At 58.0% G+C, this 23,695-nt stretch carries 20 protein-coding genes; 8 read left to right on the plus strand and 12 right to left on the minus strand.

What is annotated here, in order from left to right:
* Nucleotide 1: 1 nt before the first annotated feature.
* From R1W01_RS07135 to cysQ, 8 genes are all read right to left on the minus strand, one after another.
* On the minus strand, nt 2-1,699 hold the full coding sequence (locus R1W01_RS07135; protein ID WP_297754873.1) for a beta-1,6-N-acetylglucosaminyltransferase: 1,698 nt from the start codon (nt 1,697-1,699) through the stop codon (nt 2-4).
* A gap of 16 nt (nt 1,700-1,715) precedes the next feature.
* On the minus strand, nt 1,716-2,726 hold the full coding sequence (locus tag R1W01_RS07140; protein ID WP_243613513.1) for a glycosyltransferase family 2 protein: 1,011 nt from the start codon (nt 2,724-2,726) through the stop codon (nt 1,716-1,718).
* A gap of 179 nt (nt 2,727-2,905) precedes the next feature.
* On the minus strand, nt 2,906-3,826 hold the full coding sequence (locus R1W01_RS07145) for a glycosyltransferase family 2 protein (RefSeq protein ID WP_297754869.1): 921 nt from the start codon (nt 3,824-3,826) through the stop codon (nt 2,906-2,908).
* A gap of 148 nt (nt 3,827-3,974) precedes the next feature.
* Entirely contained in the window at nt 3,975-4,958 is a 984-nt protein-coding gene (gene galE / locus R1W01_RS07150; RefSeq protein ID WP_243613511.1) for a UDP-glucose 4-epimerase GalE, read from the minus strand.
* A gap of 17 nt (nt 4,959-4,975) precedes the next feature.
* Nucleotides 4,976-5,869 carry a UTP--glucose-1-phosphate uridylyltransferase GalU gene (gene galU / locus R1W01_RS07155; protein WP_243613510.1) on the minus strand — a complete coding sequence of 298 codons (894 nt, stop codon included), beginning with the start codon at nt 5,867-5,869 and terminating at the stop codon, nt 4,976-4,978.
* 205 nt (nt 5,870-6,074) lie between these two features.
* Nucleotides 6,075-7,157 (minus strand): polysaccharide biosynthesis/export family protein, encoded by a 1,083-nt coding sequence (locus R1W01_RS07160; RefSeq protein ID WP_243613509.1) that lies wholly within the window; start codon nt 7,155-7,157, stop codon nt 6,075-6,077.
* A gap of 168 nt (nt 7,158-7,325) precedes the next feature.
* Entirely contained in the window at nt 7,326-8,126 is an 801-nt protein-coding gene (locus R1W01_RS07165) for a 3-deoxy-manno-octulosonate cytidylyltransferase (RefSeq protein ID WP_243613508.1), read from the minus strand.
* Entirely contained in the window at nt 8,127-8,924 is a 798-nt protein-coding gene (cysQ, locus tag R1W01_RS07170; RefSeq protein WP_297754861.1) for a 3'(2'),5'-bisphosphate nucleotidase CysQ, read from the minus strand.
* 117 nt (nt 8,925-9,041) lie between these two features.
* Here cysQ and R1W01_RS07175 point away from each other — a divergent pair, with 117 nt between their 5' ends.
* Nucleotides 9,042-9,863, plus strand: a complete 822-nt coding sequence (locus R1W01_RS07175) for an ABC transporter permease (RefSeq protein WP_297754858.1) — start codon at nt 9,042-9,044, stop codon at nt 9,861-9,863.
* The gene (locus tag R1W01_RS07180; RefSeq protein ID WP_297754855.1) at nt 9,860-10,498 is read left to right on the plus strand and encodes an SH3 domain-containing protein; all 639 of its coding nucleotides are present in this window, start codon (nt 9,860-9,862) and stop codon (nt 10,496-10,498) included. Before R1W01_RS07175 ends, R1W01_RS07180 begins: the two co-directional genes overlap by 4 nt.
* Here the strand turns inward: R1W01_RS07180 and R1W01_RS07185 are convergent.
* The gene (locus R1W01_RS07185; RefSeq protein WP_243613504.1) at nt 10,485-11,096 is read right to left on the minus strand and encodes an alpha-ketoglutarate-dependent dioxygenase AlkB family protein; all 612 of its coding nucleotides are present in this window, start codon (nt 11,094-11,096) and stop codon (nt 10,485-10,487) included. The two genes, R1W01_RS07180 and R1W01_RS07185, sit on opposite strands and share 14 nt — an antisense overlap.
* A gap of 209 nt (nt 11,097-11,305) precedes the next feature.
* On the opposite strand from R1W01_RS07185, the gene dnaK reads away from it, so the two are divergent.
* The 3 genes from dnaK (at nt 11,306) to radC (ending at nt 15,408) form a co-directional block, all read left to right on the plus strand.
* A complete protein-coding gene (gene dnaK, locus R1W01_RS07190) occupies nt 11,306-13,222 on the plus strand; it encodes a molecular chaperone DnaK (protein WP_243613503.1) in 1,917 nt (638 codons plus the stop codon).
* A 78-nt stretch (nt 13,223-13,300) separates the two neighbouring features.
* Nucleotides 13,301-14,449: a molecular chaperone DnaJ gene (gene dnaJ, locus R1W01_RS07195; protein ID WP_243613502.1), complete on the plus strand. Its 1,149-nt coding sequence runs from the start codon at nt 13,301-13,303 to the stop codon at nt 14,447-14,449.
* Nucleotides 14,450-14,643: 194 nt separating this feature from the next.
* Complete coding sequence (gene radC / locus R1W01_RS07200) at nt 14,644-15,408, plus strand: RadC family protein (RefSeq protein WP_297754850.1); 765 nt, start codon at nt 14,644-14,646, stop codon at nt 15,406-15,408.
* Here the strand turns inward: radC and R1W01_RS07205 are convergent.
* The 3 genes from R1W01_RS07205 to secA all read right to left on the minus strand — a co-directional run bounded on the left by R1W01_RS07205 (nt 15,405) and on the right by secA (nt 20,784).
* On the minus strand, nt 15,405-16,964 hold the full coding sequence (locus tag R1W01_RS07205; RefSeq protein WP_317275177.1) for a phosphate ABC transporter substrate-binding/OmpA family protein: 1,560 nt from the start codon (nt 16,962-16,964) through the stop codon (nt 15,405-15,407). The two genes, radC and R1W01_RS07205, sit on opposite strands and share 4 nt — an antisense overlap.
* 22 nt (nt 16,965-16,986) lie before the next feature.
* Nucleotides 16,987-17,994 (minus strand): translocase, encoded by a 1,008-nt coding sequence (locus R1W01_RS07210; RefSeq protein WP_243613499.1) that lies wholly within the window; start codon nt 17,992-17,994, stop codon nt 16,987-16,989.
* Between the two features lie 96 nt (nt 17,995-18,090).
* On the minus strand, nt 18,091-20,784 hold the full coding sequence (secA, locus tag R1W01_RS07215) for a preprotein translocase subunit SecA (RefSeq protein ID WP_317275178.1): 2,694 nt from the start codon (nt 20,782-20,784) through the stop codon (nt 18,091-18,093).
* A gap of 171 nt (nt 20,785-20,955) precedes the next feature.
* Here secA and R1W01_RS07220 point away from each other — a divergent pair, with 171 nt between their 5' ends.
* The 3 genes from R1W01_RS07220 to R1W01_RS07230 are packed head-to-tail and all read left to right on the plus strand — an operon-like array spanning nt 20,956 to nt 23,456.
* Nucleotides 20,956-21,825 (plus strand): peptidylprolyl isomerase, encoded by an 870-nt coding sequence (locus R1W01_RS07220; RefSeq protein WP_317275179.1) that lies wholly within the window; start codon nt 20,956-20,958, stop codon nt 21,823-21,825.
* Nucleotides 21,826-21,828: 3 nt separating this feature from the next.
* Entirely contained in the window at nt 21,829-23,058 is a 1,230-nt protein-coding gene (gene argJ / locus R1W01_RS07225; RefSeq protein WP_297754840.1) for a bifunctional glutamate N-acetyltransferase/amino-acid acetyltransferase ArgJ, read from the plus strand.
* A complete protein-coding gene (locus R1W01_RS07230) occupies nt 23,055-23,456 on the plus strand; it encodes a (deoxy)nucleoside triphosphate pyrophosphohydrolase (RefSeq protein WP_243613495.1) in 402 nt (133 codons plus the stop codon). Before argJ ends, R1W01_RS07230 begins: the two co-directional genes overlap by 4 nt.
* Nucleotides 23,457-23,695: the final 239 nt, after the last annotated feature.

The raw sequence follows: 23,695 nt of genomic DNA on the forward strand, positions 1-23,695 counted from the left end.
ATTACTGCACCAAATAAGGTTTGCGCGGCGGTTTGGGCTGATTGAGACCCGGCGGGCTCACGGGGAAATCCCCCATGAGATACGGATGCATCCCCTGGTTCTTTAGGTTCTGCAGGAATTGCCCAAACCCCGTCAGATCGGCCATCTTCGGCGCTTCGGTCAGGCGGCGGAGCGAATGCTGCCCCATCTCGTCGATGATGGACTGAAGCGGCTCCATCGGTGCCTCGATAAATTCGGCCATGGTCCAGATGCGAATGCGCGCCTTGGCCCAAACCGACCGCAAGACCTTGAGCTGTTCGCTCTCGAGTTTCTGAAGCCGCGCCGCTTCCTGCCGCAGGTCTGCAAAATTGCGGTTCGATTTGAAGAGTGGCACGGCCCAAGCACCGCTGATCACGGAAACCTGTGCATTTGGGTCTTTGGCAATGAACCAAATCGGCGCCGTTTCATCCGCCGGGCCAAGCTGAAGACACTGCCGCTCGCCCCGCGTGTTCCAAATAAGGCTGGTGAGAAAGGCGGTCGGGTTATAATCCCGCAACGCAGGACTATCCGTCAGCGCACCGTTCACGACCTTCTGGCCGCCAGAGAATTCTGCCCTTTCCGGGCTGAAGAGGTGGCCATGCACCTGCGTGCTCGTTGCCTTGGCAAGCCATGGCTCGAAATCCTCGAACAACTCCGTGAACCCTTGGAACACCGAATAGCGCCCGCTGGTGATTGAGTGTTCATACCCTTCGTGCGGAAAACGGCTCTGCATATAAAGACCCTGCCGGCCCCGCGTGCGCCTCTCAACGGCCTTCGCAAAGATCCGGTCGATCTTGGCCGGGTTCGGCTCGGTCATCTTGATCGCACCCTCAGGATCGCGCAGGAACCCGTCATAGAGCCTGTTCGCCCGAGGCCAAATCTTACGCGCCACGAAACAGTCCGACCGCCGTAAGAGCTGAAGGTGATCGTCGTAAAAAATATGTGGCTTGCCCTGAAAATCGAACTTCGACAGGGTCAGTGACCGGCTCTCGATATTGGTCGAGTAGAGCCGCGCGAGCGTCTGAAAATAGCTCTCATCCGGGATCCAGACCTTGCGAAAATAGGCGTCATAGGTATCGCGCGCCGGGTCTTCGAGGATCGCCGAAAGCGTTTGCCGCGTCAGGCACCACCATTGCGATCCCATATGCGGCGTGATCCCGCTCGGGATACGTCGTTTGAACTCAACTTTGCGTTGCAGTTCGACATATTTGTCAAAGAGATAGCGATGCCGCTTCCATGAAAACGGGAAGCGTAGCGTGAAACGTTCGTCACTCAGCCCGCCAACCGTCCAAGGCACATCAGATGTCGTTGCGGATTCGATGAAATCGGTCTGCGGACGTGCCGCAAGATAGTCGACCAACTCCTGTACCGGGCGAAGCGGCAGACAGGATCCCGAAGAGAGGTAGACATGGCGCACATCCGGGAAAGCCCCAAGCATCATTTCCGAGGCTGACAACGTACCGGCGACAAGACCCCACGTGCCCCATTCGCATTTGTGCCGCTGACAGAACTTCACTGTGGGCACATCATCAAGCGCCTTGGTGAACGCCTTATAGGTCTTACGCGGGACATTGGCATCGACATGGATCACAACAGGGCACCCGGCGGCCGTCCAGTGACGCGCCACCTGCTCGGCCCGGTCTAGGGCCGTATGCACCAACATGATGATCCCGACGCTCACCTAGTCCTCCCTCTCATCAGGCCCAGTTCCCCTTGGACATGAGCCCGAGAATTTCCAGTTGCCTCCAGTTAATATACTTTTCCGACCACTTGCACCAAAGTTCCGGATCATCGTTCAAACTTCTCGCATAGGCGAGATATTCTACGCTCTTGGCGTAGTGTTGACGCCTCTTAAGCTCCTCCGCCGCCTTGACAGAGAACGTGTCGAGGAACTTCGTGTGCAGCAGCACCCCCGACGCCTTTTCCCCGCCCCACTCGTCGAACACGAGGTTGAGCCCCCGCGGCAAGAGCATGTGGGTGGAATCCACATAGGTGTATTTCTTGGTCCATTTGACGAGCGGCACCTTGTTGAGCGCAGGCGCCTCTTCGGGGTTGTCCTGAAAGAACATCCGCGCCCGTGCCCCCCCTTGAATCCAGAGGTTCCAGTACTTCCAGTTCCGAGAGATAGAGTAGTTCCCGGAATCGAACCACCCTGCGATCTCGAGAGGATTCTGTCCCGCCCGATAAGGCCGATCGTTGATCCGACCCTTGGGATACATGTCGAGGAGCATTGCGCTAAAGGACCGGATAGAGCTCGCATCAAGCCAATCGGTCAGCGCCCGCAAGGGCCGCGTGTCGCAGAAGGGATAGACGAGGAATTCGTCCGGATCGACGACAAGGCACCAATGCTCATCACCATATTTCCGTTGCAGCCAGTTGAGCCAGTCCACGCCATACCGGCTACGCCGATAGCTATGCTTCGACGTCCAGAGCGAGACATCCGGCTGTTGCTCGAGGTATTCGCGCGATCCGTCATCACTGTCATTGTCCACGATCAGGAAATGATTAACCCCCATCTCGCGGTAGTACTGAAGAAAGAACGGGAGCCGAACCTTCTCGTTTCGCAAGGTGGTGAAGGCAAGGATATCATCGCCCTTGATACGGTCTGTCCGATCCGCAACAGACTTCATTTCACGCCGTTTTCGAAACGCGCGGGCAAGCAGGTGCTTTCGCTTGAGACGTAGTCTGTATGACTGAATGAAGCTCAAACCTGCCCTGCGCTCCTGCTCTGCACGGTATTCTCTGTGTCTACGAGCTGCTGGTTAAGACGCTGTTGACGTTGATTGTCCATGCCTTCTCACCGCCCGCCCCGAGGGAAGGATTGGCCCCCGAAAGACTTTCCCCAAGGATACGGATTTGTGCACGTTTCGTAAACAGTTACAGTGGGTCAGAGCCATGTTCCCCGCGACATCAAGCCCATCGCCTCAAGCTGTCGCCACCCTCGATAGAGACTCGAACGCTCACACCAGAGATCGGGCTTCTCTATGAGGGTCTTGTAATACTCATCATAAAGCGCGCTGTTGGCGAAATGTTCACGCCGCTTAAGCTCTTCCTTTGATTTGTCGACCACCGTGTCGAGGAATTTCGTGTGCAGCAGGATACCCGACGCAAACTCACCTCCGTCCCGATCGTAAAAGCGATTGAGCCGGCGCGGCAGAATTCCATGTGTCGAGTTCACATAGACATAGCGCCGATTCCACTTCACGAGCGGCACCTTGTTCATCGTCGGCGCGCGACGCGGCTTGTTGGCAAAGAAACACCGCGCGCGGACACCGCCTTGGATCCAGAGATTCTCCATCGGGTCTTGCCGCTGGATCATGTAGTTGCCGCTATCAAACCACGACAGAACCTCTATCGGATCCTGCCCCGACACATAGCTCTGCTCTCCCAACGGCCCTTTCGGGTACATGTCGAGCATCATCGCCGGGAACATCTCGACCCCTCTCCCGTCAAGCCATTCAGTCAGAGCCGCGAGAGGGCGCGTATCCCAAAACGGATAGATGAGGATCTCATCCGCATCGAGCGTCAGGCACCAATGCCCATGCGCATGCTTCATCATCACCCACGTGAGCCAATCAAGCCCGAACCGCGCACGTTTGTAACTCCCCTTCGCCGACCACAGAGACACATTCGATTGCTCGGCAAGGTACTCCCGCGTGCCGTCATCGCTTTCGTTGTCGATGATGAGGAAATGCTCGACTCCAAGCGCCCTATGATGCTCAAGGAAATACGGAAGCCGCACGATCTCGTTGCGCATGGTCCCGGCACCAAGGATCATCCCCGGCCGGATCGCCTGAGTGCGATCCACCACGGTCTCAAGCTGCCGCCGTTTTCGAAAAGCCCGGTAAAGAAGACGCCTGCGCCGAAGCCGGAGCTTATACGCAGCCCTTAGGTCGCGAAGCCTCTCGCGATCCGGAAATCTGCCCTGCCCCGTCCCAAGCGAAATGCGCGTCCCCTCACTTGTCGTAATGCCCGCTCTGATGCCAGCGCCAGGCATCCGAGATCATCGTGTTCAGGTTCGAACGCGACGGCGTCCAGCCTAGCTCTTTCTCCGCCCGTGTCGAGCCGGAAACAAGCCGCGTGCAATCCCCGGCGCGCCGCGGACCCTCGACAAAAGGCACCTCCCGATGCGTCACGGATTGCGATTGCTCGATCACCTCGCGCACCGAAAACCCGCTCCCTGTGCCAAGGTTGAAAACTCGGCTTTCCTTGCCCTCGAGAAGCCATTGCAGCCCAAGTACATGCGCATCCACAAGGTCGCAGACATGCACGTAGTCGCGGATACAGGTGCCATCCGGCGTATCGTAATCCGTGCCAAAAATCGTCAACGCATCACGTTTCCCATCGATCGCGTCGAGGACGAGCGGGATAAGATGCGTCTCCGGTTGATGGAACTCGCCGACTTCGGCCTCTGGATCAGCCCCCGCGACGTTGAAATAGCGAAAGATCACATGGCGCAGGCCCGCCGCATCCTCGAAATCCCGCAGCATGTCCTCGATGGCCCGCTTGGACGCGCCATAGGCATTGATCGGATGCTGCGCGCACTCCTCATCAAGTACGACATTGTCCTGGTCGCCATAGGTCGCACAGGTCGAAGAGAACACGAAAGGTCCGACACCGGCCTCTGTCGCCGCCTCGATAAGCGTCAGTGAGCCTTGCACGTTATTGCGCCAATAGAGGCCCGGAATTTTCATGCTCTCGCCGACCTGGCTTAGAGCGGCAAAATGCATGACGGCGATTGGCTCATACTTGGAAAACACCTCGTCGAGACGCGCCCGGTCGAGCAGGTCGCCCTTCTCGAATGGCCCGAACTTGACCGCTTCTTCCCAGCCCGTGGAGAGGTTGTCATAGGTGACCGGCACATAGCCCGCCGCCTTGAGCGCCTTGCAAGCGTGCGAGCCGATGTATCCGGCCCCGCCGGTGACAAGAACGTTTTTCACAAGCTCTCTCCCGAATGCTATTGCGCGGCTTGTTCCGCCGCCACCATCTCGCGCAGGTATTCGCCAAGCTCATCACGCAATTCGGGACGCTCCATCGCGAAGGCCACGGTCGCCTGAAGAAAGCCCGCCTTGGATCCACAATCAAAACGCTGGCCCCTGAAACGATACCCGAAAACGCCGTTTTCGTTGTCGATTTCCTTAGCAATGGCATCGGTAAGCTGAATCTCGCCCCCGGTGCCGGCCTCTTGCCGGTTCAGGTTGCGCAAGACGCTCGGCGACAGAATGTAGCGCCCGATCACGGCGAGGTTCGAAGGCGCGTCCTCGAGCTTCGGCTTCTCAACCATGCCCTTCACCGACACAAGCGATCCCATGTCCTCTTTTACATCGAGCACACCATACGCCGAGGCCTTTTCCTGCGGCACTTCCATCGCCGCGACCATGCTGCCGCCAGTTTCGGCATAGGCGTCCACCATCTGCTTGAGACAGGATTCCTCTGCTGCGATCACGTCATCAGGAAGGATCACGGCGAAAGGTTCGTTGGCGATCAAGCGTCGCGCGCACCAGACCGCATGACCAAGGCCAAGCGCCTTGTGCTGGCGGATATAGGCGATTGCACCGCTTTCCATATTGGTGCTGCGCAAGGTCTTGAGAAGCTCTGTCTTCCCCTTCTTGCGAAGCTCCTGTTCAAGCACCGGGCTATTGTCGAAATAGTCCTCAAGCGCGCTCTTGCCGCGCGACGTCACAAAGATGAATTCCTTGATACCAGCTTCGCGCGCCTCATCGATTGCATATTGGATGAGGGGCCTGTCCACGAGCGTCATGATCTCTTTCGGGATCGCTTTCGTGGCCGGAAGAAAGCGCGTGCCTAGCCCCGCCACGGGGAAGATCGCCTTGGTGACTTTTTTACGCATGAAGTAACTCGCTGATGTGTGACTAGGGCTTTGCCAAACGGCTTAAATTCGATTGAACCGTATCCGCTAAATCCCACGCGTTCAACTCCGCGTCAGGCAAGAAAATGCCGAAAAACACCTATAAAACAAAGCGTGCTGAAACAGGTATCAAAGCAAGCGGCACGTCGAATCCAGCGCGGGAATACAGGCCTCCCGCGCTGACACCTTAGTCAAATGCGTTGCTAAGTCCGAACACCGATCCGATAAGCGCCATGACCGACTGCGCCGGCTTGACGGCGGATTCTGTTGCCATGACCGTATCGCCGGGATGGATATAGAAATTCCGCGCACCAAAGATGCCGTCGGCGCTTGTCATGTCCATGGTGAAGACAACGTATTGCTTCTTCGGACCTGTCCCGTCTTCACGCACCTGCGCAGGGGCGTATTCGCGCATCACGAGAAGCCCGGCAGGGTTTGCGCGCGTGTCATTCACACCACCAAGCATCGAGACCGCTTCGAGACCCGAGATTTTTTCCTTGTGGAAGTAGACAAGCTCTTCCCGGGCCGTCGCGCCCAGCGCAACAAAGGACCGGCGGTCCTCGTCGATCAAAACCTGATCGCCGCCACGCACGATGATGTTTTTCGCCGGATCGGCAAAAAGCGCCGGGGCCGGGATCTCATAGGTCTTGCCATTGCGAATAAGACGCACGACCGGGTTCTTGATAGAGGGCGAAATACCGCCGCCTCGCGAAATCAGGCTCAGAATCGAAAAATTGCGGTTCGGAAGCGCCTGCGGCCCCGGCTTGACCACGCCGGACACGAGATCGGCAGAGTTCCCGACCCCTTCGACGAGCTCAAGCTGAACCTGTGCCGAGGGCGCGATCTCGGTCATCTCTTCCTGAATCTTGGCGCGCGCCTCGGTCGCCGTCAGGCCGAGCACATGCACATCGTCGACATAGGGCACAAAGACCATGCCGCTTGCATCGATCTCCACACTGGCGACATCTGCGCTACGCTGATCTTGCCCGGTGATGAGAGAGTTTTCGGAGTTGTCCCAGATCCGAAGATTGAGCGTATCCCCGACACGGAGCACGTTCGACGCCGGGCCACGTTGCCGCGCAAGCCACGAATAGTGCCCACGCCAACCGGTTTGCGGCCACGATTGGATACGACCGGCACTTTCGCGAGTGATTGGGACGACCGAGATATTGTCGGCTTCCGATTGTTCGGCAGAACGCCCTGCAACCTCAGTTACGATCGGCGCGCCGCGCGGCAAGGCGCAAGCGGTCAAGACACAGAGAGCTGCCAACAGCCCGACTTTCCTTGCCACGTCAAAATTCATTCGGAAAATGCCCCAGGTTTGATGACCGCGTTTTAGTCCGAAAAAGGACAGAGCGGCAACGAAATTCGGCCCCCGCTGGCTCAGTTCTTTTGCTACATCTTGTCTCTTGGCCGGAATTCAGGCGCACTCTGTAGTTTAGGGTGTCCCCATCTCCGCCATCATGGCCTCGATCTTCGGCACGTCCTCGGGGTTATTAAGTTCCCAGAACTGACGCCCCCGCGCTTCAACCTCGACACAGAGAACCCGATGCCCGTGTTCCATGAACCGGAGCTGCTCGAGCCCTTCGAGGCTCTCAAGCGGGCCCGAGGTCCACCGCGGATAGGCGCCAAGCGCCGAAGGACGATAGGCATAGACCCCAACATGATGGAACACCGGGGTCTCCTCCTCGTCGCCATAGGTCTTCGAGGTGAATGGGATGACTTCCTTCGAGAAATAGAGCGCGTGCCGATCCTTGGTGAACACGGCGGTCGTGCCGCCGACACGCCCCGCCTTGCGATCCTCAAGGAACCCGTTGAGCGCCCGTCCGTCACAGCGCAGGACCGGCGTCGCCACCTCCGCCATCGGATCCCCCTTCAAGCCTTCGACAAGCTCTTCTACGAACCATGCCGGGGTCAACGGTGCATCGCCTTGCAGGTTGACCACGATATCAAACCCGCCGCCAAGATTGTCGAATGCCTCGGCGCACCGCTCGGTCCCATTGGCGCACGCCTCTGATGTCATCACGACCTCGGCCCCAAACGCCTCGGACGCCTCGCGAATACGGTCGTCATCTGTCGCCACCACGACGCGATCAACCCCCTTCACCCCACAGGCCGCTTCCCACGACCGCTGGATCAAGCTCTTGCTCTCGCCCGTCGCGCCCTTGAGCGTCGCGAGTGGTTTGCCGGGATAGCGGGTCGACGCATAGCGCGCCGGAATAGCGATCAGGACAGACATTCAGGCCTCTTTCAGAACAACATTCGGCGCATAGGCGATGAAGAACGGATTGGCGAACCCGTCCTTACCATAGATCAGCGGCGTGTGATCGTCGAACCGCACGACATCACCTCCTGCCCCAAGCAAAACGGCATGGCCCGCAGCCGTATCCCATTCCATCGTCCGCCCGACGCGCGGATAGATATCCGCTTCGCCCGTCGCCACGAGACAGAATTTGAGCGACGACCCCGCGCTCTTCATGTCCTTGACGGCATATTTGTTGATGTAGTCATCGGTGGCCTGATCCCGGTGCGATTTCGACGCCACCACGTAGAGCGCGTCATTGTCGCTTTCGGCAACATGGATCGGTGTCACCTCGCCCACCGTGTCGGGCGCGAAATCCCCGGTTTCCTCGACCGAATGGCCGTCGGCCTGGGTAAAGAACATACGGTTGCGCGCTGGGGCATAGACAACCCCCCGCTGCGGCACACCGTTCTCCACATAGGCGATGTTGACCGTGAAATCGCCCCGGCGGTGGATGAACTCCTTGGTGCCGTCAAGCGGATCGACGATCAGAAACGTATCGCCCTTGGCGGCATGGCTCTCCGCCTGTTCTTCGGTCACCAACATCACATCGGGGAATGCCGCACGAAGCCCTGCCGAGATGATCGCATCGGCCGCTTCGTCGGCTTCGGTGACCGGGCTATCATCCGACTTCACCTTCACCTCGAAATCATCTGCGTTGTAGATCTCCATGATCTTCTCGCCCGCTTCGATGGCAAGGCGGCGGATGACGGGGACAAGTGCGTTATGATCCAAGAGATGTCTCCATATGCAGGAAAGTTGAAATAAAAACTCGCGCCCCTTATGCTTTGGTCCTAACGGAACGGCAAGATTTCCCTACTATCCCCCGAGCACACACGGCGTACTGAGGCAATGTTTCAACAAACTGCACCCAAGACCACATTTGCGAGCGCCCTGAACATCGCCGAATTGATCTATCATTCGGTCGTGCACAACATTCGCAAGACGCATGGCAATGCGATGATGTCGATCCTGCGCAACATGCTGCAGGCGGCGGTCTTCGTGATGATGTTCTTCCTGATGTTCTCGATCCTCGGGATGCGGAGCGCTGCGCTAAGGGGCGATTTCCTGCTCTACATCATGTCGGGGATTTTCCTCTTCATGACCCATACCAAGACGCTTGGCGCGGTGGCCGGGGCGGAAGGGCCCTCATCGCCGATGATGAAGCACGCGCCGATGAACACCATCATCGCCATTTCTGCCGCTGCCCTAAGCACACTCTACATTCAAATTCTCTCGCTCTTCGCGATCCTTTTCATCTACCACGCCGCTTGGACCCCGATCACCATCGACCAACCCATCGCCGCCTTTGGCATGCTCTTGCTCGCATGGTTTACCGGAATCGCCATCGGCATGCTCTTCCTCGCATTGAAACCTTGGTTCCCAACCTTCGTGGGCATCATGACAACGGTCTACCAGCGCGCCAATATGATCGCCTCGGGCAAGATGTTCGTTGCCAACACGATGCCAAGCTTCATGATCGCTATGTTCGACTGGAACCCGCTCTTTCATTGCATTGACCAATCGCGCGGCTTTGTGTTCATCAACTACGCCCCGCGCAATTCGAACATCGACTACCCCTTCTGGTTCGGCGTGGTCTTCCTGATGCTCGGCCTCATGGGCGAATTCTATACGCGTCGCCACGTCTCGCTAAGCTGGAACGCCAAACGATGAGACGGTTGGCCTTTCTGCTGGCCTGCCTCTGCGTGCTTCCCTTCATAGCTAAGGCCGATGGTTTTCCGGCTCTGCATGACGTCGTCGATGTGGCCTCGGATGACGTGCTCAATATCCGCTCCGGCCCAACGGCCGGCGCCGAAATCATCGGCACGCTGGCCCCGGATGCCCGCAACATCGAGGTGACGGGAACAAATGAGAGCGGCACATGGGGCCGCGTGAATACCGGCGAACGCGCCGGTTGGGTCTCAATGCGGTACATGCAGGCCACCGCGCAGGGCCATTGGACCAATCCCACAGCCAAGCTACGCTGTTTCGGAACGGAACCGTTCTGGTCCCTGATCCTATCTCCAGCAACCAAGCGCGCGGACTACATTCGCCCAGACGCCGCACCTTCGACCATAGGGATCACCCAATTTCTGACATCTGCACCCGGCTATCCCCCTGCCGCCTGGATGATGTTTGAAAAGGGAGCGCTCGATTGGGTCGAGCTTGAACAAGCGTCTTGCAATGACGGCATGTCAGACCGCGATTTCGGTATTTCCGCGCGACTGGCAGTATCACAGCCCATGAAAGACGCGCTGACTCTCCCCAATTATGTCGTGCACGGCTGCTGCTCGGTTATCCTGCACTGACCGCCCGAAGCGTCACGTTGATCCGCCCACCCTTATCCAGTAGGCGCGATGATCCAAACCGGATGCGGTCAACGCCATGATGGCAAAGCCGCGCCGCACCCCCCATCACCACAACATCCCCTGACTCGAGCCAGATCGACTCTGTCTTGCCGCCTTTTTCCACATTCCCCATCCGGAAAAGCGCACTATCGCCAAGCGACAAGGACACCACGGGCCACGAGAAATCGCCCTCGTCCTTGTCCTGATGCATCCCCATCCGCGCGCCCTCGCCGTAGAAGTTCACCAGACAGCTATCAGGAAGACGCTCCGCCGCCACCAGATCGCGCCAGATATCGAGAATACCCTCCGGGATCGCGGGCCAATCCATCCCCTCCGGATGATGCGGTTCATACCGATACCCGCGCCGGTCCGTGACCCAACCAAGCCGCCCCGCCGAGGTCATCCGCACCGACATCTTCCGCCCCCGCGCGGTTTCAGGCGCAAAGAACGGCGCGACCTGCGCCACACCCCGCAACGATGCCACGATCTCGCGTTGCGCTTCGGGATCAAGATACCCCTTGTGAACCTGAAAACCCCGGATGTTGAGCGGTTCTGCCACGTGCTTCCCCTCTTTGCCGTGCCTACCTTCGGAAAAACCCTTCGATTCTTCACGTTCCCGCGAACACAGACGCTTGCAGGCGCTTTTCCCCCTCCCTATATACCCTGCGAAGCGCGGCTGACGAGTGTCGGTCGCAATCGGAATCGGGGCCCGGATGCCATAACGGGTTCGCGTCCCGGAACATCGCCTTAATTGAGAAGGGATATAAAATGGGTAAAGTTATCGGTATCGACCTCGGTACGACCAACTCCTGTGTTGCCATCATGGACGGCGCACAAGCCAAAGTAATCGAAAACTCCGAAGGTACGCGCACGACCCCGTCGATCGTCGCCTTCACGGATGACGAGCGCCTCGTCGGCCAGCCGGCCAAACGTCAGGCCGTCACCAACCCGGAAAACACCGTCTTTGGTGTCAAACGCCTGATCGGTCGCCGTTACGACGACGCTGACCTCGCCAAAGACCTCAAGAACATGCCGTTCAACGTCATCAATGGCGGCAACGGCGACGCATGGGTCGAAGCCAAGGGTGAGAAATACTCCCCGTCGCAAATCTCGGCCTTCATCCTCGGCAAGATGAAAGAGACCGCCGAAAGCTATCTTGGCGAAGAAGTGACGCAGGCCGTCATCACCGTCCCCGCTTACTTCAACGACGCCCAGCGTCAGGCGACCAAGGACGCCGGCAAGATCGCTGGTCTCGAAGTGCTGCGGATCATCAACGAACCGACCGCGGCCGCACTGGCTTATGGTCTCGACAAGGAAGAAACCCACACCATCGCGGTCTATGACCTTGGCGGCGGTACTTTCGACGTGACCATCCTCGAGATCGACGATGGCCTGTTCGAAGTGAAATCGACCAACGGCGATACCTTCCTTGGCGGTGAAGACTTTGACATGCGCATCGTCAACTACCTCGCCGACGAGTTCAAGAAAGAGCACGGCGTTGACCTGACCAAGGACAAGATGGCCCTCCAACGTCTCAAGGAAGCCGCCGAGAAAGCCAAGATCGAGCTCTCCTCCTCGAGCCAGACCGAGATCAACCAGCCGTTCATCTCGATGGATCCGAACGGCGGCCAGCCGCTGCACATGGTCATGAAACTGACCCGTGCCAAGCTTGAATCGCTGGTCGGCGACCTGATCAAGGCATCGCTCAAACCGTGTCAGGCCGCTCTCAAGGACGCCGGCCTCTCGGCCAACGAGATCGACGAAGTCGTGCTCGTCGGCGGTATGACCCGTATGCCCCGCGTGGTCGAGGAAGTGACCAAGTTCTTCGGCAAAGAGCCGCACAAGGGCGTGAACCCGGACGAAGTTGTCGCCATGGGCGCCGCCATTCAGGCCGGTGTTCTTCAGGGTGACGTCAAGGACGTCGTTCTGCTCGACGTGACCCCGCTCTCGCTCGGCATCGAAACGCTCGGCGGTGTCTTCACCCGCCTGATCGACCGCAACACCACGATCCCGACCAAAAAGTCGCAGATCTTCTCGACCGCTGAAGACAACCAGTCGGCCGTGACCATCCGTGTCTTCCAGGGCGAGCGTGAAATGGCCGCCGACAACAAGATCCTCGGTCAGTTCAACCTCGAGAACATCCCGCCGGCCCCGCGCGGCCTGCCGCAGATCGAAGTGACCTTCGACATCGACGCCAACGGCATCGTGTCTGTCGGCGCTATGGACAAGGGCACTGGCAAGGAACAGAAGATCACGATCCAGGCCTCCGGTGGTCTCTCGGACGAGGACATCGAGAAGATGGTTCAGGACGCCGAGGCCAACGCCGAAGCGGACAAGGAACGCAAGGATCTCGTCGAGGCGCGCAACCAGGCCGAAAGCCTCATCCACTCGACCGAGAAGTCGATGGAAGAGCATTCGGACAAGGTCGACCCGACCACCATCGAAGCGATCGAACTGGCCATTTCCGCACTCAAGGACGACCTCGAGAAGGACGACGCCTCCGCCGACAAGATCAAAGGTGGCATCCAGAACGTGACCGAGGCCGCAATGAAGCTTGGTGAAGCCATCTACAAGGCAAGCCAGGACGAAGGCGCGGGTGAGCCGGACGCGGCGGATATGGGTCCGGGCGACGACGACATAGTCGATGCCGACTTTGAGGACCTCGACGACGACAAGCGCAGCTAAGAGGCGCCATCGGAACTGAAACCAGGGCCGGTCCGCTCGCCGGATCGGCCCTTTTCATTCCGGCCAAAGGAGTAACCCATGGCAAAACGTGACTTCTACGAGGTGCTTGGCGTCGGCAAGGGGGCTTCCGCGGACGAGATCAAGAAGGCCTATCGCAAGAAGGCCAAAGAGTTTCACCCGGACCGCAATGCGGACAATCCCGAGGCTGAGACTCAGTTCAAAGAAGCGAACGAGGCCTACGAAGTCCTCAAGGACGCCGAGAAAAAAGCAGCCTATGACCGTTTCGGCCACGCCGCCTTCGAAGGCGGCATGGGCGGCGGTGGCGGCCCGCGCGGTGGCCATCCCGGTCAGGGCGATTTCGCCTCGGCCTTCTCGGATGTGTTCGACGATCTTTTTGGTGACTTCATGGGCGGACGCGGCGGCGGTGGCCGTCAGCGCGCCGCGCGTGGCGCTGATCTGCGCTATAACCTGCGTGTGACGCTCGAAGAGGCCTTTTCCGGCCTCCAGAAGACAATCAACGTCCCGACCTCCGTGCCCTGCGATGCCTGCGAAGGCACAGGTGCCGAAGGCGGCGCAGAGCCAACCACCTGCCCGACATGCTCCGGCATGGGCAAGGTGCGTGCACAACAGGGCTTCTTCACGGTCGAGCGCACCTGCCCGACATGTTCCGGCCTCGGCCAGATCATCAAGAACCCCTGCAAATCCTGTGCTGGCCAAGGCCGCATTGAGAAAGATCGCGCGCTTTCGGTCAACATCCCCGCCGGTGTCGAAACTGGCACCCGCATTCGCCTCGCTGGCGAAGGCGAGGCCGGGATGCGTGGCGGGCCGTCTGGCGATCTCTACATCTTCATTGAGGTCTCCAAACACGCGCTCTTTGAACGCGAAGGCAACAATCTTTTCTGCCGTGTGCCCGTGTCGATGACCTCGGCCGCGCTTGGTGGCGATATCGAGGTGCCGACGATCGACGGTGGCCGCTCGCGGGTCAAGATCCCTGCCGGGTCGCAATCCGGTCGTCAGATGCGCCTGCGCAGCAAGGGCATGCCCGCCCTGCGCGGTGGCGGTGCTGGCGATATGTTCATCGAACTGGCCGTCGAAACGCCGGTCAACCTCACCAGCCGCCAGAAAGAGCTCCTGCGCGAGTTCGAGGATCTCTCGGAAGAGAACAACCCCGAGAGCAGCAGCTTCTTCAAATCGGTGAAGAACTTCTGGGATTCGATGAAGGGCTGACCCGCCTTACATCACCCAATCGAAAGGGCGTCCTTCGGGGCGCCCTTTTCTTTTGCCCGGCGCCCAAAGGTTAACAAATGGACGGTGAGTGAAATCCGCACATATGCAATACCGACGTGATACCGACATAAGATTTTGGCGTTAACTTCTGTTCGGTTAACCCTTCTTCAACCATGTTTCACGACCCTTGAAACATGTCCGATCCGCGTGCTTTTGCTGAGGTGCCCTTGCCGCTTTTCCCCTCTGACGAGGCGGCGGAGACGGCCCCTTTGCCTGCGGGAAAGCTGCCTTCCTACATCGCCGATCACCGCAAGCGCCTGCGCGCCCGCTTCCTATCGGGCGGGGCCAATGCCCTCCCGGATTACGAGCTTCTCGAGCTTGTCCTGTTCCGCGCCATCCCGCGCCAGGATGTCAAACCGCTTGCGCATAAACTCTTGGAAACATTCGGAGACTTCAACAGCGTCCTTTCCGCACCCCCGGCCCGCCTTCGGGAGGTAAATGGCGTCGGAGAGGCCGTGCTTTGCGAGTTGAAGATCGTCGAGGCTGCCGCACACCGCCTCGCCCGTGCCCGCGTCATGCAGCGTCGGGTCTTGTCGAGTTGGGATGCTCTGCTTGACTATTGTCGCACCACCATGGCCCACCGAGAGGTCGAACAATTCCGCGTGCTCTACCTCGACACGAAGAATACCCTTATCGCCGACGAGGAGCAGGCACGCGGCACCGTGAACCATGTCCCAGTCTACCCCCGCGAGATCCTTAAACGCGCTCTCGAGATCGGCGCCACAGCCTTGATTTTAGTGCATAATCATCCATCTGGAGATCCAACCCCTTCGTCCTCCGATCTCTCGATGACCGAGCAGATCCGAACAGGCGCCGAAGCCTTGGGGCTCGTTCTACACGACCACCTTATCATCGGGAAATCCGCCGAGCTAAGCTTCCGCGCCTCGGGTTATCTCTAGCGGACCCAGATCTCGACGCGCCGGTTAACCTGTCGCCCCCAAGCGCTATCGTCACAGGCCATGGGCAGCGCCTCGCCAAACGCCATAACCTCGATCGTCACTTGCTCAAGGTTTGCAGTCTCCGCGGCGGCAACGACGGCCTGCTCAACGATTTCTGCACGCTTTCGTGCAATGCTCATGTTTCCAGGAGCTGGTCCAACGCGGTCGCTAAACCCGACAAACGCGATCTTGCGCCCGTCATAGATGCCCGCTTCGATCGCTCGGGCAAGTTGTTGCACGTTCGACCGCGACTGCGCGTCGAGCTTTGTTTCGCCTGTCTGAAACCGGAAGGAGGTCGTCAGGCGTTTCATCGGTGCGAGACGCTTTGTCATGCGCTGCAGGCCTTCGAGCGGAAGCTCGTCTCCCGCAACGGATATTGCGTTAACGAACCTGTCACCCTGAAGATCGACGGGGATTTCCTCTGGCGCCTGATCAACGAAACCCGCGCGCCGGATCACGACTTGCGCAGATGGGCTTCTTGTATACGCAAGGAACTCTCGCGCGATCTTCGGCAACCGCCGCGCAGGAAAATAAAGGAACATCGGCGCGGTTAGCGGGTAGTCTTCGGTCTTGAGAGTGCGGCGCGACGCTGCCAACGCGAACCCGCATGTCCCCCGAAGCACGATGGTCTGCGCATTCCCTGTCTCTGAAAACGGTGCGATGCCAATAGCAAACGGATCCCGGATTACAGAAGCCACCAAGGATTCGTTCCGGTCATGGCGCTGCACATCGTCACTGATTTCTCGTCTGGACGGCGCCATGAGTTGATCTTCCACGGCCTGCGCTAACCCGGTTTTCTCATCAAGAAGATGCAGCCCAATAGGCGCATCCGGCCCGCCCAGATCGACCCAGTTATCAATCTGTCCCGCGAATACCTGCGAAAGCTGCTGCGGCGACAATGCCCGTACCGGATTCCCCGGCGAGACCACAGCGACAAGCCCATCAAGCGAAAGAACCCGGCTCCGGTTTGTCTCTGTCATGTCTCCAAGCCCGGCATCATAGCCGCGCCGCGCCTCATCCTTCCGAATCTCTCGCAACGACATCGCGATATCCGCCTCATTTGCGAGAAGGTCTGCAAAGCCTTCATCAGAACTGCTCGCATGGAAATGAAACCGGGCGAGCTTTCGATCTGTCTTGCCGTCAGAAAGATGATAGGTGAACCGCCTGTCGCCAAGCGCCTCGCGCGTGACGTCATATCCATGCCGCAGCGCAAACGCCTCGATCAGCGCAGGCATAAGCACCTCCGCCATAGAGGATGCCCCGGAGACAGACACATCAGCGATATAATGCAACAAGCTCGGGCAGGCAGGCCCGTCACAAAGCACTCCCGAGCCATCCACTGTCAACTCACCATAGATCGTCTCGACCCGGTAGAACTCGCCATCAAAACCAAGAAGCGTTCCCGTGATCTCGACCTCACCGTCGCGGGACGTCAGGGTAACGTCCTGTGCGAACGCAGGAAGCGTATGGCTAAACAGGAAAAGTGCGGCAAACACTGCCGCACACCACTTGTACATTTGATCGACCTTGTTGCCTGCCTTACTTGCTGGCGATCTTCAGGTCTTGGAGCAGGTTTTTCAACACCAGAAGTTCACCCACCGCATCGCATTCCGGCATTTCGACGCTCAATTGATGGGTCACGGCCGGCTCTGATCGGCGGACTTCTATAGATCCTGCGGAAATCTGTCGCCCGCAATTTGCCTGGCTGACATCTGCCTCCACACTCAGGGCAACTTCACCCGCCTTTTTCGCGGATCCGGTCGGAAAGGTGTAGACCTCTGCAAGAAGCGGCTCTGGTAAATCTGCGTTCCCAAGCCGGACAAGGAACCCCTTGTTACCCTCGACAATCGCCGTCACGTCGCGCCGCGCCTCTCTCCAGACATGTCCTGCGCTTTCGTACTCTGCACCGTATTCCCGCGCATGAAGCGCCAGGCCCGTGTCCCCCTGCCATTGAACGGCAACGCGGTCATAAAACTGAAGCGACGGGACATCCGCCTTGGCAACGGCGCCGTCTCCGTTGGTCAGGACCGCAACAAATGTGGCGCTTTCGGTCAGGGCAGGCACATCCACGCGGAGGCTGCCATCCGGACCAATCGTATCGGCGAACTTGAGATCACCATGGTGCACAACAACCCGCTCACCGGTCAGGCAGGGGGCCGTCAATTGTAGCGCGACAAGGGCAGCCGGGAGTGGCTCGGCGGTCAGCGACACGTCACATGCGAGGTTCGGAGTCGCGACCTCCTCAGGCATATCGCTCACGGGTGCATCGCTTGAAACGATGAGCGCGACTGTCTTGTGAGACAAGCTCTCATCAAAGCTGACTTCGCGCGGAAGTGCCGGAAGCCCACCGATCTGGACGGTCTCCGAGGTGGCATTGGGTAAGCTCGCCTCGATCACGTTGCCCACCAGGCTGATACCAGGTTCAGGCAGTTGGTGGCCTGCGTATCCAGGTTCGCTCGACTGCATCAAGAACCCGATAGACGCCGCACAAGAAAGCGTTGCACCTGCAAGGGCATACCGACGATACACATTGATTTTTCTTACCATACTACACTCCTGACTCGCGCTGCCCCAAAAGTGTGATGCCAAAAGAAAAGGGCGCTCATAAGGCGCCCTCTTGAAGTTTGTTTGTTGCAGCGCTCTCTACACGAGACGCCCGTGGCAGTGCTTGAACTTCTTGCCAGATCCACAGGGGCATGCCTCGTTCCGTCCCGGATTCCCCCACGTCGAAGGATCGGCCTCATCGAACCCCTCTTTGGCAACACCCTCGGACGGCTGTGCTTGAGGATTCGCAGCCTTCTCAATCTCTGCACGCTGTTCCGCCATTTCCTGTGCGAGCTGCTGTTGCTCTTCTTCGGTCATAGGACGGATGTGCGCGAGGGTCTTGGTGACTTCTTCGCGAAGACTGTCGAGCATGCTTTCAAAAAGCTGGAACGCTTCATTCTTGTACTCGTTGAGAGGATCGCGCTGTGCATAACCCCGGAATCCGACAACAGAGCGGAGATGCTCAAGCGTCAAGAGGTGTTCGCGCCATTTTGTATCGATCGTCTGAAGAAGAACCTGCTTCTCGATCATGCGCATCGCCTCGGGTCCGAAGTGCACGGCTTTTTGCGCCATCATCTCATCCGACGCTTTCTCGAGACGCTCGATGATATCTTCATCATCGACACCTTCTTCATGTGCCCAATCTGCGACTGGCGCATCCAGACCAAGGATCTCGATGCTGTCTTGCTTCAACCCATCGACGTCCCATTGTTCTGCGTAGGACTTGGGCGGCATGTGATACTCAACCCGGTCTGCGATGACTTCATAGCGCATATCGCGCGCGATCTCTGAAAGGTCTTCAGCTTCCATGATATCACGGCGCTGACCGAAGATAACTTTCCGCTGATCGTTCATCACATCATCGAACTTCAGAAGCTGCTTACGAATATCGAAGTTGCGACCCTCGACCTTTGCCTGCGCGCGCTCGAGGGATTTGTTGACCCACGGGTGCACGATGGCCTCGCCTTCCTTCATTCCGAGCGATGAGAGGACCTTGTCGAGACGTTCCGACCCAAAGATACGCATCAGGTCATCCTCGAGCGACAGGAAGAATGCCGAACGACCCGGGTCACCCTGACGACCGGAACGACCACGCAACTGGTTGTCAATCCTGCGGCTTTCGTGGCGCTCTGTTGCAAGAACAAAGAGGCCGCCCGCATCCTTGACCGCCTGTTCGTCAGCTTCATGCTCTGCCTCGATACGCGCACGGATTTCATCCGGATGCGCCTCGGGTTCTGCCGCGATGGCTTCCATGATCTTAAACTCGACATTGCCGCCAAGTTTGATGTCGGTCCCACGACCGGCCATGTTCGTCGCAATCGTGACGGCGCCGAGTTTGCCCGCATCTGCAACGATCTGAGCTTCTTGCTCATGCTGCCGCGCGTTCAGGACGTTGTGTTTAACCCCTGCCTGCGTAAGCATGTCAGACAGAACTTCGGACTTCTCGATTGATGTCGTACCCACGAGGATCGGCTGTCCCTTTTCATGGGCTACTTTAATCTCTTCGACAATCGCCTCAAACTTCTCGCGCGCCGTGCGATAGACGGCATCATCTTCGTCGATACGTGAAATCGGACGGTTGGTCGGAACTTCGACGACACCAAGGCCGTAGATTTCCATGAATTCTTCGGGTTCTGTCGCGGCCGTACCGGTCATGCCGCCAAGCTTGTTATAGAGGCGGAAATAGTTCTGGAACGTCACCTGTGCGAGAGTGACGTTCTCGGGTTGTATCTCGCAGCCTTCCTTGGCTTCGATCGCCTGATGAAGCCCCTCAGAAAGGCGGCGCCCTGCCATCATACGTCCGGTGAATTCGTCAATGAGAACGACGCTGCCATCACGGACGATATAATCTTTGTCCCGCGCAAAGAGCTTGTGCGCGCGCAAGCCTTGGTTGACATGGTGCACGACCGTCGTGCTTTCCGGATCGTAGAGAGATTGCTCTTCGGGAAGGACGCCGTTCTCGTGCAAGAGCGCTTCAAGGTAGTCGTTGCCTTCATCTGTAAACGTCACCTGACGGGTTTTCTCATCAATCGTGAAATGCTCTTCCGACAACTGCGGAATAAGCGCATCAATCGCCATGTAGAGGTCGGTGCGGTCTTGGGCCGGGCCCGAGATGATGAGCGGAGTCCGCGCTTCATCGATCAGGATCGAGTCGACCTCATCGACAACCGCGTAGTTGTGGCCGCGCTGGGACAGTTCGCTTAGGTCGCTCCGCATGTTGTCGCGCAGGTAGTCAAAGCCAAGCTCGTTGTTCGTCGCATAGGTGATGTCGCAGGCATAAGCCTCACGTTTCTCTTTGGGATCTTGCTGTGGGTAGATGACCCCGGTCGTCATACCGAGTGCGCCATAGACCTTGCTCATCCATTCCGCATCACGCCGCGCGAGGTAGTCGTTGACGGTAACGATATGAACGCCCTCACCAGTCAGCGCATTGAGATACGCTGGGAATGTCGCGACGAGGGTCTTACCCTCACCGGTCTTCATCTCGGAGATATTCCCCTGATGCAGAAATATGCCGCCCATAAGCTGTACATCGAAGGCGCGAAGACCCAAGGCGCGCTTGGCGGCCTCGCGGCAATTCGCAAATGCTTCAGGAAGCAAGGCATCCAGCTTTTCCCCGCCCTTGGCGCGCTCCGAAAGTTCGCGCGTCTTGGCGATGATCTCTTCATCCGAGAGTTTCTCGAATTCAGGCTCGAGCGCGTTGATCTTGTCGACGAGAGGGCGGGTTGCCTTGATCTTGCGGTCATTCGGCGTTCCGAACACCTTCTTGGCAAGTTTTCCGATACCCAGCATATGCGTTTGTCCTTCGTTGACACAATCTTGCGAGGGACCCGCTTGCCCGTTCAGCGCACTACACCTACAAACGGAAAAGAGCCGGTTCACCCAAGCCTCCAAGCGATGTAAGGGGCGGGCGAAACAGTGTCAACGTCGCCAACCCGCGCGACACCAAACAAGGACCACAGGATGTCAAAACACGTGAAAATCATGCGCTCAACAGCGATGGCGCTTATGCTTGCAGTGCCTGCCGCCGTTGTTGCCGAGCCGACATCCGATACCGTCGTTGCGACAGTCAATGATACCGAGATCACTCTGGGCCATATGATCGTCGTGCGCGAGAACCTGCCCGAGCAGTATCAATCCTTGCCTGATGATGTTCTCTTCAAGGGTATTTTGGACCAGGTCATCCAACAAACCCTTCTGGCGCAGTCTCTCGATGGCCCTGAGCCGAGGAAAGTGACACTCGCTCTTGAGAACCAGAAGCGGCTACTTCTCGCAGACGCGGCGATCAATGCCGCGCTGCAAGAGGGCGTCGAAGCAGACGCCATGCAGGAACGATATCAAGAAAAGTATGTCGAGAATTTCGAGGGCGCCGCGGAGTTCAATGCTTCTCACATTCTCGTGGAAACCTTGGAAGAAGCAGAAGCAGTGCACGCTGAGCTTCTTGCAGGGGCAGATTTTGCAGAGCTCGCCAAGGAAAAATCGACAGGGCCGTCAGGGCCATCGGGCGGTGCGCTCGGTTGGTTCGGCGCAGGAGAAATGGTGCCGGCCTTCGAAGACGCCGTCGCCGCCCTTGGCGTTGGCGAAATCTCGGAACCTGTGCAGACCCAGTTCGGTTGGCATATTGTGAAGCTGAACGATCTTCGGACACAAGCAGCGCCTACTTTTGAAGAAGTTCAGGCCGAACTCGTTGCTGAGCTTCAGGAGAAAATCATTGATGCCAAAATTGCAGCTCTGACTGAGGCTGCAGAAATCGACAAGACGGCTGCGGATGATATCGACCCTGCGAGCCTCAAGGACGCGAGCCTGGTATCCTCCGAGGTTTCTGGAGACTGACACATGGCAAAGATCACACATGTTTCTCCGCTAGCGCCTGCCACCTTCCCGACTCTTCCCGAGATAAAAGGGGCGGATTTTGCCACGGTCGAAGCGGGTATTAAATACGCAGGTCGGAAAGACGTCATGCTTGCACGACTGGCGGCGGGGTCCTCTATTGCCGGCGTATTCACGAGATCTGCGACTCGTTCTGCCGCTGTGCTTGATTGCCAAGAGAAGATCTCTCTCCAAAGTGATGCGGGTGCAGCGATCATCGTCAATGCAGGGAATGCCAACGCATTCACCGGGCGAAACGGTATTGAGGCGACGAAGGCCGTAACCGGTGCCGTTGCGCAAACACTTTCCCTGCCAGAGTCCCGCGTTTTCTCCTCTTCGACCGGCGTCATCGGTGAACCGCTTCCCTTTGAGAAGATCACCAACAAGCTCAGTGAGATGCGTGAGGCGCTCTCACCCGGAAAGATGAAAGACGCCGCAGAAGCCATCCGAACAACCGACACGTTTGCGAAAGCCTCGGCGGCGGAGTTTGAAGTCGACGGACAGGTTGTAAATATCGCCGGGATTGCCAAGGGTTCTGGCATGATCGCGCCAGATATGGCGACGATGCTTGTCTACATCTTTACCGATGCAAAGGTCGAGCAGGCGCTCCTGCAAGAAATGCTCTCGGAACTTACTGACCTCACCTTCAACAACATCACAGTTGATAGCGACACATCGACATCTGATACGCTTCTTCTCGGGGCGACGGGTGCGAGCGGTGTTGAGATCAGCAATCGCGAGGGGCCGTTCTATCAGGCCCTTCATCAAGTCATGCTCGATTTGGCGCACCAAGTTGTGCGCGACGGTGAAGGCGCAACAAAGTTCGTCACCGTCAATGTGACTGGCGCTGAAACGGCAAAGGATGCGCGCGCCCATGCGTTGGCCATCGCCAATTCGCCGCTCGTCAAGACGGCGATCGCGGGAGAGGACCCCAATTGGGGACGTGTGGTCATGGCGATCGGCAAGTCCGGCGCGTCCGCGGATCGTGATCGGCTTACAATTCGGTTTGGGGATATCCTTGTTGCAGAGAACGGCTGGGTGTCCCCCAACTACAAGGAGGCAGACGGAGCGTCTTACATGAAGCAGCAAGACCTCGAGATTTCGGTTGATCTCGGACTTGGCGATGGCGACGCAACCGTGTGGACCTGCGATCTTACGCATGGCTACATTACGATCAACGCGGACTACCGGTCGTGACGAAGATCATTCTTGTCTCAGCGGTTGCGCTCATCGACGTGGATGGGCGCATTCTTCTCGCTCAACGGCCAGAGGGAAAGTCCATGGCCGGCCTTTGGGAGTTTCCCGGTGGCAAAGTGGAGCCCGGAGAGTCACCTGAAGTCGCGCTTATCCGCGAACTTCAGGAAGAGCTTGGGATCGATACTTGGGAAAGCTGTCTTGCTCCACTAACTTTTGCGTCGCATAGCTATGACGATTTCCATTTGCTTATGCCGCTCTTTGCTTGTCGTAAATGGAAGGGCACGCCGATGTCACGTGAGGGGCAATCCTTAAAATGGGTGCGGCCAGAGAACCTCAGAGATTTCAAGATGCCTCCGGCAGATATCCCCTTGATCCCGATTTTGAGAGACTGGCTATAGGACTGTTCGATGCAAAAATATGCGGTTTGCCATATATTTTACCACAAGTGAGACAAAATCCACTTCTCGGATGTGATTGAACCCGCTAAGTTAACAATGTCCATCGGCCGCTCTTGGCGGTTGGTGAGAAATGAAAACAATCCGATCAAGTCAATCATCGGGGGAGAATTGACATGCTTAGGACGATCACCGTGGGCAGCTGTGTTTCTGTACAAGGAACATTTGTGCGCAAGCTTCCG

Source organism: Shimia sp. FJ5, assembly GCF_032918335.1.
Taxonomy (GTDB): domain Bacteria; phylum Pseudomonadota; class Alphaproteobacteria; order Rhodobacterales; family Rhodobacteraceae; genus Shimia; species Shimia aestuarii_A.

Coding starts and splice junctions, on each gene's coding strand:
- dnaJ (WP_243613502.1), top strand. CDS start 13,301: ATGGCAAAACGTGACTTCTACGAGGTGCTTGGCGTCGGCAAGGGGGCT.
- R1W01_RS07205 (WP_317275177.1), bottom strand. CDS start 16,964: ATGTACAAGTGGTGTGCGGCAGTGTTTGCCGCACTTTTCCTGTTTAGC.
- argJ (WP_297754840.1), top strand. CDS start 21,829: ATGGCAAAGATCACACATGTTTCTCCGCTAGCGCCTGCCACCTTCCCG.
- galU (WP_243613510.1), bottom strand. CDS start 5,869: ATGCGTAAAAAAGTCACCAAGGCGATCTTCCCCGTGGCGGGGCTAGGC.
- R1W01_RS07220 (WP_317275179.1), top strand. CDS start 20,956: ATGTCAAAACACGTGAAAATCATGCGCTCAACAGCGATGGCGCTTATG.
- radC (WP_297754850.1), top strand. CDS start 14,644: ATGTCCGATCCGCGTGCTTTTGCTGAGGTGCCCTTGCCGCTTTTCCCC.
- dnaK (WP_243613503.1), top strand. CDS start 11,306: ATGGGTAAAGTTATCGGTATCGACCTCGGTACGACCAACTCCTGTGTT.
- R1W01_RS07180 (WP_297754855.1), top strand. CDS start 9,860: ATGAGACGGTTGGCCTTTCTGCTGGCCTGCCTCTGCGTGCTTCCCTTC.
- R1W01_RS07175 (WP_297754858.1), top strand. CDS start 9,042: ATGTTTCAACAAACTGCACCCAAGACCACATTTGCGAGCGCCCTGAAC.
- R1W01_RS07210 (WP_243613499.1), bottom strand. CDS start 17,994: ATGGTAAGAAAAATCAATGTGTATCGTCGGTATGCCCTTGCAGGTGCA.
- secA (WP_317275178.1), bottom strand. CDS start 20,784: ATGCTGGGTATCGGAAAACTTGCCAAGAAGGTGTTCGGAACGCCGAAT.
- R1W01_RS07165 (WP_243613508.1), bottom strand. CDS start 8,126: ATGTCTGTCCTGATCGCTATTCCGGCGCGCTATGCGTCGACCCGCTAT.